This window comes from Lactobacillus sp. HMSC08B12, from assembly GCF_001808415.1.
Lineage (GTDB): Bacteria > Bacillota > Bacilli > Lactobacillales > Lactobacillaceae > Lactobacillus > Lactobacillus delbrueckii.
The window spans coordinates 32,340-42,999 of sequence record NZ_KV793122.1 but is presented as its reverse complement, the minus strand read 5'-3'; the positions used below and the strand labels follow the sequence as shown (position 1 = coordinate 42,999).

The following is a 10,660-nucleotide window of genomic DNA, read 5'->3' as shown; positions in this document are numbered from 1 at the left end:
TGAATAGCTTAGTCTAGACAATGAAAGCTGAATTTCTCCAGCCTCCCTGCTGACCATAATTTCCGGCGCGATCCTAAAGTCCATCTCAGCAATCCACATCGGTAGCTCTTTTTCCTTTAAGCCGCCCCACTTGATGGAATTGCCCTGCCGCTTTGGCACACGTGTAAAGTCATATTGCTTTTCTGCCATTTTTGTTACCTCAATAATCAATTATATTTTTTCGCTATCTATTTTATCTACAAGGTAAGCATCTTCACATTTTGGAAAATTTACCGTCATAAATACTTAAGTTCTCGGGCCCTTGTAAAGAAAGCAAAGTCTCATCCAGTTGAGGTATGTAGAATGAACTTAAAACTTTTACGTGCAACATAGTAGGCTCCTCGCCTTATCTCCAGATTTCAAAATAATTATATCATCAAGCTAACAACCCGTTCTCTCTCCTTGCTTATAACGAGAAAAACAGGTTCCTTTCGGAACCTGTCTCCCTCTAATTACAGCACATTTGCCTTAACATATCTGTTCTTGCCAATTCGGTAGTAGTACTTGCCATGAAGCTTCTGTTTCTTGCTTAAGAGCTTAACCTTCTGCTTCTTTTTCAGATGGCCAACTACCTTCCCTTTCTTGTTATATACCTTGGCATTCTTCCTTGCGCGAACTTGCTTAACCTTCTTAGTCTTTTTCGGCAGGCTGCTTGCCAGAATATATCTGTTCTTGCCAACCCGGTAGTAGTACTTGCCATGAAGCTTTTGCTTCTTGCTTAATAGCTTGACGCTAGTCTTCTTCTTAAGCTTGCCAACTACCTTGCCCTTCTTATTGTAGACTTTTGTAAGCTTAGTCAACTTGTAAGTCTTAGTCTTCTTAACTGTCTTCTTGCTTGCCTTCTTAGAAGCCTTTTTGTTCTTCTTCGCGCTACTCTTTGAAGTCGTCTTGCTGTCAGTCTTCTTATCATCCTTGGCAGATGACTTGTTATCGGACTTAGCTTCGCCATTGCCGTCCGATTTGACATCACTCTTAGTGTTGCTCTTGTTGTCTGACTTGGAGTCGCTCTTAGTGTCAGTGTTACTGTCTGACTTGCTATCGTCTTTGTTTTCCGGCTTAGACTCGGCAGTCTTTTCTTCAACAACCTTCTTGACTTCGTAAACGACAACAGCAGATTCGTTGTCGTCCCCGTCGCGATACTTGAACATAGCCCGGTCTCTGTCAGTCAGCTTAACTTCGCCGTCAACCTTTGACCAATCCTTGCCATCAGTTGAGTAAAGCAAAGTTACTTTTCCGTCAGCATCCTTTTCAGCCTGTTCAACGTTGCCAGCCTTAACCTCAATACTCTTATCAGCTTCAACCGTGCCAGTCAAATCTGGAGCGGGCAGCTTCCGTTCTACCTTGACCACGCTGGTGTAGACTTGGCTCTCATTGCCAGCGTCGTCATAGCTCTTGAATTCCACAGTTTCGTTGTGAGTCAGCGTAAAGGCATCCTTGTAGTCAGTCCAGGTCTTGCCACCATCAAGGCTGTACTTGATGTGGTTGAAGTCCTTGTCAACATCCTTCTTGTCAAAAGCAAGCTCAGCCTTGACCTTGCCTTCTCCATCCGGAGTCAGCTTCAATTCCGGCTGGGCAGCGACTTCCTTGACGATATTCTTGACTTCATAAGTCGTAACTTTTGACTCATTGCCGTAAACGTCTTGGTACTTGAACTCAACCTTTCCGTTTTCGGCTACCTGTACAGTATCCTTGTCCAGCTTGGTCCAAGTCTTGCCGTCAACTGAGTAGTAGAGATCAGCCGCCTTAAACTTGCCAGCAGACTTTTGTACATCGGACAGATTTTCAACCTTCAGCTGAACAGCTTGGTTGGTCTTCTTGCTTTCTGAAGCGGAAACCTCCGGTGCCTCAAGATCTGCCTGGTGGTTGTACAGGGTAAAGTCTTGTTCAGTCTTGTTGTCACTTTCATCAGTCAAAGTGACCTTGACCTTCCGGGATCCGTCTTTCTCAGCCTTGATCGGGTAGCTGACCTTGACTGCATCCCTATTCTTAAAGAAGTCTTCGTTAAACACCTCGTAAGTCTTGTCTTGGTAGGCTGTATCGCTGCCAACTTGCAGGCTGTATCCGCTCAAGTTGTCATTGATCGTTGCCTTAAGATCGTAAACATCCTTGTTGGTGTAGACAGCCAACTGGCCATCCTCAACTAAGGACATCCCTTCCAATTGCAGACTTGGCGCTGCTAAGTCAACCCAGAGCTTGTAGCCCCATTCGACGACTGGCTTGCCGTCATTAAGCCGTGGATCTTGCACCAGAGCAGTCAATGAATGGTTGCCGTTCTTTAAGTCTTTGATCGTGTAGCTGAACTTCAAAGTATCTGGGTCGTACTTAACGTCATCCCCGTTTAACTGGAAGCGGGCGACTGGGTACGCGAGTTTACCCGTTACTGTGAAGCTGTGGTCCTTCTCATCGTAACCCGGCGTCGTCTTGCCAATAACCGTTAGATCGCTGGCGATATTGTCAAAAGTCAGCATATCCTTGTTGTAAGTGTAACTTCTAGCGGTGAAAATCGTTACGTCCTTCTTTGTAACATTGCCATCCGCATCAGTTGCCGTCAGTTCAAAAGGATTGTCACCGTAGTTCAAGTCAACCTTTTGTGAGAACTTGCCGTCCTGGTCAACCGTTAACTTAGTCTTACTCTTGTCAGACAAGTTTGTCAGTTCCAGTTTGCCGCTTTCGCCAAGGCCAGATACCGTCCCGGATAAAGTATAGGAATCATCCTTAGCCAAAATACGGCCTGAGCTTTCTTCGTCAACGCTGACTTTCGGTCCTTCAGCCTTAACAGTGAAGTTGACTGCTTCAAGGGTTTGGTCCCCATCCTTGATCAAAAGCTGGTTTTGTCCATCCTTGACTGGCAGCTTAACTTCAAAGTAGCCATCTTCATCGCTCTCTGCCTCGACATCATTAAACTTAAGCTTGGCATTCTTCTTGTAAGTACCAGTTACAGTGTAAGTTTCTTTCTCTTGATCGTAAGCCGGGCTTTGACTAGTGATCTTTTGACCGTCGGCTAAGTTAAAGAGAAGAAGCTTGTTATCAGCATCGTTATTTTGACTGGAGAAAGTTGCAGCATAGCCAACATTGCCGGCATAGTCAGCCAAAACAGTTTCTACTTGGTTCTTGCCGTCCTTAAGTCCAGTCAAGGCAGTCGTTGACTCGTAAACATCACTTTCTCCCTTAACCGGAGCCAGCGCCAGCTTCTGCTTTTCACCGTTTACTGCCGCAACAAACATTGTCATGTCAAGACCGCTGCCGGAATCCTTAGCCTTCAAACGGAGCTTGCCATCTTTGGTAACCTGCAAGTCACTCACTTCTGGCGCTTGGGTATCAACCTTGACAGGGATGTTCAATTCCTGCTTGCTGCCGCCAGTTGCTGGGGTAAATTCAACCTTGTAGATGTATTGCCCGTCCTTGACGACTTGGCCGTCAGCGTCAGTACCATCCCACTTGTCCAGTGAGTGGGTTGTCCACTTGCCGCTTGAAGAACTGTAGTAATCTTTAGTTCCCTCTTTGCCAACGCCCAAGCTCTTAACTTTGTTTCCTTGAGCATCAGTAATCGTTTCCGTGTATTCCTTGTAGTTCCGGTCAAAGAAGAGAACAGGATATGCGTAGTCCCGGCTACCATCGCCATTTGGTGAAATCGCGATCAGATCAGGATCAGTATACTTGCTGTAATCATCACCGCCAGTGTAACCGAGAATATCATTGTCGTTAGAAGCCATGACGCCAACCAGGGACTGAATCGTGTTGATTAGATTTGAATTGCCACCTTCATAAAGCATTGGTGCGCTGACACTCGCTTGACTGTAGCTACCGAAAAAGCCCATGTATGGAAGAACCAGGTTTGGTGTTGCTTGGTCTTCTGCTTCAAAGCCTACATAGCCTTCAACGAAGTTCTGCCGCTGGAAACTGTATGGCAGGGTCAAGGTAAAGCTTACATCCACGCTTTCGCCAGGCTGGACAGTTATCTTTGGCGTCTCCGTCGTCAGCTGTCCCTTAACAATCTTTGTGTCATAGATTTCGCCACTCTTCGCTTCGGTTGCCTGGGTATATGGACCGCCATAATTATCAACTGCATAGGTCTGGGCCTTCTTGCCATGATTGGTCAAGGTAACCTTAAAGGTCGTCTGCCGGCCAATTTCTTTCAAGGCTGCTGCCCCGTTGCCGTTGGCTGCCTTAACCTCAACCGTATTGTTGATGGCATCTTTAACATTGATTTCGCCACTCCCTTGCCGGCGGGGAGAAATAATTTCCTTGGTATGCTCAGTGTCATAGAAGGGGTGCGAAGTGTTCATGGCTGAATTCTTAGCAAATTGTACTAATTCTTCCCCGGACAAGTTCAAACCTTGCTTCTTGATACCTTGCAAAATTAATGCTTCTGAACCTGCGACAAATGGTGAAGCCATTGAAGTCCCACTCATTTGCTGGTACTTGTTGTCGTTGGCCAGCGAGTAGATCTTCCCGCCTGGAGCAGTAATTTCTGGCTTGAAGTCTAAGTCAGGAGTTGGTCCCCAGCTGGTAAAGTCGCTCATCTTTCCCGCGCTGGAGTTATCGATTAAAGCAGTACCGAATTTCAGCTTGATGCTCTTACCTTCTTTTGCTGCTGTAGCCAGAACTTCCCCATCAGCCTTACTCATCCCCAAGGTTGGGAAAGTCTTGTCGTCCAGTGCCATTGAAAGTAAGCCGTCATCATTGCTATTGTAAATGACGATCCCTGCCGCGCCAGCTGCCTTGGCATTGGCAACTTTCTCTGAGAAGGTATAAGATCCCCGTTTAACAACTGCAAGTTGTCCCTTAACCTCAGCCTTCTTTTCAGCAGTATAGTCATCTGCACCGCCCAAGCCCATGTTAACAAGCTTAAGCTTCTTGGTTAAAACGGAATAGTTGCTTTCCAGCTGGGTTGTTACTTGTGCAGCACCCTTCAATTCTGAATTTGAGCTAAAGGTGACCCCACCGAGTTCGTCTTTAACCGTGTCGGTGGTCACTTTGCTGTTTTCAGCAGAGGCGACCGTCAGAGCATCCGGTGTAACCCCTGGCGCGCCAACAGTACTGAGTTCACTTGTCCCGGTATTGTTGACTGGATTGCCATCTCCGGTCGACCCTGCGACCCCGGAGTTGCCGGCAGAGATAACGTTGATAACGCCAGCCTCTGATGCCTTTGCTACGGCTTGTTGCTGTGGATCACTTGGATCGACATCTGATGAAACTGAGCCCAAACTCATGTTGATAACGTTGGCCCCCAGCTTAACTGAATCTTCGATCGCGGAAATGATGTCGTCATCATAGGCTCCAGAATTCTTGGCATTGTTGGAGAAGACCTTCATTGCCAAAAGCTGGGCATCAGGAGCAACACCTTTGACTTGGCCATTGGCCCCGGCAATCCCGGCCACGTGCTGGCCGTGCATTTCGCCAGACCCATTGTCCACGATTTGGTCGTTCTTATCAGCGTAGTTATAGCCGTAAGGAACCTTCTCCGTGTAATACTTCCCATGACCTAGCTTACTCTTGTCGCTTTCAACCTCACTCTTACTCAACGCGGTGCTGACGCCACTGTCCAACTTCAAGTCCTGGTGGCTGGAGTCGATCCCGGTATCAATGATCGAAATGACCATACCTTCGCCCTTGAGCTTTTGTTCTTGCCAAACGTCCTGCACTTGGGCCATTTGATCAGCACTCTCATCGGTTGGGTGGTAAACCTTGACAGGCGTAACGTTCTTAACCTGGGGCAGATCCTTAACCTTGTCGATATCGTCTAAATCCATATCGATTGAAAAAGCATTGACCAAGTAGCCGAACTGCCGGCGGACCTTGTTGCCGGTGATTTCTTCTACCTGCTTGATAACCTTTTCTTGACCATCCTTGACTTGGTCACTTGCCTGCTCAATCTTTTTCACTGAGGCAGCTGATCCAGTCGGCTTACTGGTGTGATCAAATGCCGCTGACTTGTTCAGACTGACAATCACCCGGACCGAGGACTCATTCTTCTTACTGACAGCTTGGCCAGAAGCCTGTCTTTGCTCTTTAGCAGCCTCTTGGAACTTGCTGTAGCTCTCCTTAGCGTTATAGCGCTGCTCTTGCTGCAAGTACTTAGTCAATGCTGCCCGGCTAGCCGACCGTGGACTAACCGTTTCTTGACTGGCAGCTTGGACAAAAGCGGCTGACTGGAAAGTTCCCGCCAGTGGACTCGCTGATAGGAGCAGTGCTGCCGCTAGTTCAGCCACTTTGTTCAAATGGCGTGCGGATTTTTTCTTCTGCATCTGTTTCCGTAACTCCTTTAGACAAATAAATATTTTTATTAGCAAGCCTTTCATCACACAGCTTTAGCTCACTAACATTTCATAATCATACCATAGTTTAAATTAAAGTTAAGTATTTTTTAGCAGAATTTTAAATCAAACAGTGGAAAAGTAATTTCTGAACGCCAAAAAACAAAAAGCACATTATTTCAGCAATACGCGAGAAAATAACGTGCTATGAAGTTAAAAAAACACAAAATACTAACTTAAAGTTGATTCGCTAAAGTTGTGGTATAGTGTTACCTTTTTGATTATAATAACACCGTCCCTATTTAAACATAGTTTCATCAGCCTTTTCATTTAAGAAAAGAATATTGCCAAATTTTAGATATAGCTTTTTAAGTTAGATTTACATTAAAGCGCTTCACTTATAAAGCAAAAGAAAAAGCAGCCAGCACCTGCTGACCGCTTTCTAGCCTTCTATCTCTTTGATCATGTTGTACCAGATTTCCCCGGCATGCTCTGACTCAGCTTGCCCATGGTTGACGTAGCCATTCTTTTCGTAAAATGGCACCCGGTCTTCCAGACAGGTCAAGGCGATCCGCCCCCGCTTCATTTCCTTAGCGGTCTCCGCGAATCTATCTAAAAGCTGGCTGCCAATCCCCTGCCCCCGGTAATCCGGATGAACCGCGATGGTCAAGACCATTTGGTTGCCGCCAGGGCCCGCCAGACTTTCTGTCTCTTTTTCATACATCCAGTCCTCGATGTAGTCATACTTGCTGTTAACGACTGGCCCGGTAATAAAGCCCACGATCTTTTCTTCCAAATTTCTGGCGACCAAAAAGCTCCCGGTAAACTTCTGAATTCTCTCTTTATACTGAGCAGGACTGCCCGCTTCTGCCTCATTGAAACCAGCTCTTTCAATTTCCACGATCCTGTCTAAATCTTCCGCTCTTGTCTGGTCAAATCTCAGCATGCTCTTCTCCTTGAATACAAAAAACACGCCTCTGTCAATCCAGAGAACGCGCCTCGTTTTATTCTTTTTAAAATTGTCTGTTAGATAGCCATCGCGTTAACTCCAGCAGTCACGCCCAGCTTAGCTAAAACCAAGGCTGGAGTGCTAGCATTCTCAGCTACAGCGCTGCGAACTTGCTGGTTCTTGTCTTGGGCCAGCTTCTTCAGGACAGCTGCGTCTTTGCTCAGCTTAGCTGCCAGGATCCGCAGACTTGCGTAGTTTGAGTTAGTTTGCTTGCCCAAGAGAGCAACCCATTCCTTCTTAGCTACGATTTGGTCCAGCTTCAGCCATTCAGTGACCTTGCACTTGCCAAAGTCAGTTACCTGGCCCCAGCCACTTACTTCGTAAATGGTGATGCCTTCTTCACTTGGGTATTGGCTGGCGTTGACAACAGCGTCTTCCAGCTTTTCGTAGATAGCCAGGTAGCGGTTGTGGTAGGTCTTGCCTGCCAGGTAGCTGCGGCCTTCACGGAAAAGCTTGCCTTCCTTAGCTGAGAATACAAGATAGCCCTTAACTGCTTGTTCGATAGTTACGTTAGTCATATTTACCTCTCCTTGAATAAATTTAATGACTTAGTATAGTACGAATGATATTCAATTTTCCCGGCATCAAGATTCGCCTCTGGCTCGAGAAAAAAGCTTGTAAGCATCTTCTCTTTGTTTCCATCAAGCATTTCCTTAATGCGTTGAAACGATTATAACAGACTCTTTCCTAAAAATGTGCATAAAAAATATTTTCAGTCTTTTTTTGCTTATTTCAACTTCGCTATAGCCAAAAACCACTTCATTTAGCTTAGTGCTTTAAAAAATAAAGTTAAATGCTTGTAAAGTAATTCCAAATTATCTCTTAAAATCCTTGGCGGAGCCCCCTTTTCCGCTCTTTATTCTGTTATCCTAAATAGGCGAAAGGTACAAGCAAGACAAGCTCCCTTGTACTAAACAGTCACAAACTTAAATAGATTAGAGGTAATACAGGTCATGAACGAGACAATCACGCAGCTGATTCAAAACTATGGCTATGTCGCCGTTGCCTTGTTGATTGCAGCTGAAAATATTTTTCCCCCAATCCCTTCCGAACTGATCCTGACCTTTACCGGTTTCCTGACCCTGTCAGCCAACCTGTCTGTCCCGGGAGCCATCATCGCCTCCACGATCGGTGCCTTCATTGGCGCGGTAACTCTCTATTGGGTCGGCACCTTCTTTGACCAAGACCGCCTTTCCCGCTTCGCCGCCAGCAAGGTCGGCCGCCGCTTCGGCCTCTCCCCGGAAAAAATCACCAAGACGGAAAACTACTTTAACAGCCACGGCCGGGCAGCCACCTTCTTTGGCCGCTTTATTCCAGTCGTCCGCAGCTTAATCTCCCTGCCAGCCGGGATGAGTCGCTTCTCTTTAGCCCGGTTCAGCTTCTACACCATCCTGGGCACGGCAATCTGGAACACGGTCTTGATCTACGCCGGCCGCTTTGCCGGCAATGCCTACCAGCAAGTGGTCCAGGAATTTGAAGGCCTTAGCTTGATCGTGTTAATCGCCTTCTGCGCCATCGCAGCCGCTGTCTACCTGCTCAAGAAGAAGGGCTTGATCTTTAAAAAATAATTTTTTCGCCTTTGATCTTGACAAAAATTAAATCCGTATTAGAATTTTACTTAATCAAATAAGTCAAAAGATGAGAAAGACGAGTAGGAAAGCACAATCTTGCAGAGAGTTGCCAGCTGGTGAAAAGGCAACAGACCCTGGCTTTCTGAATAACACTTTTTCCAGATCGCCGGCTGAAGTCACAGTAAGCCGTGCCGCCTGCAGGACGTTACCCTGCTAGAGCATGTTGGTGCTCGAAGTGGTTCGTTTAGAACAAGGTGGGTGGTACCGCGGAAAGAAGCCTTTCGTCCCTGTAGTTTTTGGGGATGAGAGGCTCTTTTTATGCCCTTTTGACAAGTATTAGATTTTTTGCAGAGGCAAGAGATATGGCTAAATTAGTTATTCCAAGTGATTACGATCCGAAAATGACCATCCGCGAAACGGAAAAGGCAATCCGCTACATCCGGGAAACCTTCCAGACTGAATTCGGGACCGCGATGAATCTGGAAAGAATTTCCGCTCCTATGTTTGTTAAGAAGTCTTCCGGCTTAAACGACAACCTCTCTGGCTGGGAAAAGCCGGTTTCCTTTACCCTGCATGACGGGGATGAAGGCGAATTGCAAATCGTCCACTCCCTGGCCAAGTGGAAGCGCTGGGCTCTTAAGCATTACGGCTTCGGCCACGGTGAAGGCCTATTCACCAACATGAACGCCATCAGAAAAGACGAAGAAGTTTTAGACAACCTCCACTCCGTTTACGTTGACCAATGGGATTGGGAAAAGGTCATCGACAAGAGCGAACGGACGGAAGCAACCCTCCGCCAAACTGTCCAGCGGATCTTTGAAACCATCAAGGGGATGGAATACCACGTCCGTGCCCTCTACCCGCAAGCCGCCTACCACCTGCCAGAAGAAATCAGCTTCGTAACCAGTGAAGAACTGGAAGCCCGCTGGCCATCCCTGACCCCAAGCGAACGCGAAGACAAGATCTGCCAGGAAAAGGGCGCCGTCTTCTTGGAACACATCGGCGGCGCGCTCCCGCTTTCCAAGAAACCGCATGACCTCCGGGCACCAGACTACGATGACTGGACTTTGAACGGTGACCTCCTCTTCTGGTACGAACCCCTCCAGCGGGCCTTTGAAGTCTCCAGCATGGGCATCCGGGTCGATGAAGACCGCTTGCAAGAGCAGCTGAAGCTTGCCGGTGCTGAAGACCGGTTAGATCTGCCTTTCCACCAAGCCCTCTTAAAGGGTGACCTCCCTTATTCCATCGGCGGCGGGATCGGCCAGTCAAGACTTTGCATGCTGCTTTTGGGCAAGGCCCACATCGGTGAAGTCCAAGCCAGCATCTGGCCTGACGAGATCGTAGAAAAGTGCCAGGCAGCCAAGATCCAGCTTCTGTAAGAAAGCTAGTTAAGCAAAAACAGGAAGAATATAAGAGCAAGATAGACAATAAAATACCGAGGTAAAGAGATAAACATGACAGAATTGATTTCAATCAGAGAATCAAGCAAGCACGTAGATGAAGAAGTCAGAATGCACGTCTGGCTGACCGACAAGCGGTCCAGCGGGAAGATCGTCTTCCTGCAATTAAGAGACGGCACGGCCTTCTTCCAAGGCGTTGTCCGCAAGAACGATGTCAGTGAGGAAGTTTTTGAAGCAGCCAAGGGCCTGCGCCAGGAAGCAAGCTTCTACCTCACTGGGACCATCCATGAAGACGCCCGGTCCCACTTTGGCTACGAAATCCAGATCAGCGACCTGGAAGTCGTCTCAAACAACGAAGGCTACCCGATCACCAACAAGGAACAC

The 10,660-nt window shown here is 47.2% G+C and carries 6 protein-coding genes and 1 pseudogene; 3 read left to right on the top strand and 4 right to left on the bottom strand.

Going from position 1 to position 10,660, the window contains the following annotated elements; translation table 11 throughout:
- The 4 genes and pseudogenes from HMPREF3168_RS02440 to HMPREF3168_RS02425 form a co-directional block, all read right to left on the bottom strand.
- Nucleotides 1-189 (bottom strand): annotated as a pseudogene (locus HMPREF3168_RS02440) (plastocyanin); the annotation flags it as partial.
- A gap of 302 nt (nucleotides 190-491) precedes the next feature.
- The gene (locus HMPREF3168_RS02435; protein WP_070488336.1) at nucleotides 492-6,287 is read right to left on the bottom strand and encodes a S8 family serine peptidase; all 5,796 of its coding nucleotides are present in this window, start codon (nucleotides 6,285-6,287) and stop codon (nucleotides 492-494) included.
- A 451-nt stretch (nucleotides 6,288-6,738) separates the two neighbouring features.
- Nucleotides 6,739-7,242: a GNAT family N-acetyltransferase gene (locus HMPREF3168_RS02430; RefSeq protein ID WP_070488334.1), complete on the bottom strand. Its 504-nt coding sequence runs from the start codon at nucleotides 7,240-7,242 to the stop codon at nucleotides 6,739-6,741.
- An 80-nt stretch (nucleotides 7,243-7,322) separates the two neighbouring features.
- Nucleotides 7,323-7,823 carry a hypothetical protein gene (locus HMPREF3168_RS02425; RefSeq protein ID WP_070488332.1) on the bottom strand — a complete coding sequence of 167 codons (501 nt, stop codon included), beginning with the start codon at nucleotides 7,821-7,823 and terminating at the stop codon, nucleotides 7,323-7,325.
- A 435-nt stretch (nucleotides 7,824-8,258) separates the two neighbouring features.
- Here HMPREF3168_RS02425 and HMPREF3168_RS02420 point away from each other — a divergent pair, with 435 nt between their 5' ends.
- The 3 genes from HMPREF3168_RS02420 to HMPREF3168_RS10080 form a co-directional block, all read left to right on the top strand.
- Complete coding sequence (locus HMPREF3168_RS02420; protein ID WP_003614232.1) at nucleotides 8,259-8,873, top strand: DedA family protein; 615 nt, start codon at nucleotides 8,259-8,261, stop codon at nucleotides 8,871-8,873.
- Nucleotides 8,874-9,238: 365 nt separating this feature from the next.
- Nucleotides 9,239-10,255 (top strand): aspartate--ammonia ligase, encoded by a 1,017-nt coding sequence (asnA, locus tag HMPREF3168_RS02415; RefSeq protein WP_003615255.1) that lies wholly within the window; start codon nucleotides 9,239-9,241, stop codon nucleotides 10,253-10,255.
- 75 nt (nucleotides 10,256-10,330) lie between these two features.
- Nucleotides 10,331-10,660, top strand: a 330-nt coding sequence (locus HMPREF3168_RS10080; protein ID WP_246825670.1) for an OB-fold nucleic acid binding domain-containing protein, incomplete at its 3' end; no start/stop codon positions are given.

Coding starts and splice junctions, on each gene's coding strand:
- HMPREF3168_RS02430 (WP_070488334.1), bottom strand. CDS start 7,242: ATGCTGAGATTTGACCAGACAAGAGCGGAAGATTTAGACAGGATCGTG.
- HMPREF3168_RS02435 (WP_070488336.1), bottom strand. CDS start 6,287: ATGCAGAAGAAAAAATCCGCACGCCATTTGAACAAAGTGGCTGAACTA.
- HMPREF3168_RS02425 (WP_070488332.1), bottom strand. CDS start 7,823: ATGACTAACGTAACTATCGAACAAGCAGTTAAGGGCTATCTTGTATTC.
- HMPREF3168_RS02420 (WP_003614232.1), top strand. CDS start 8,259: ATGAACGAGACAATCACGCAGCTGATTCAAAACTATGGCTATGTCGCC.
- asnA (WP_003615255.1), top strand. CDS start 9,239: ATGGCTAAATTAGTTATTCCAAGTGATTACGATCCGAAAATGACCATC.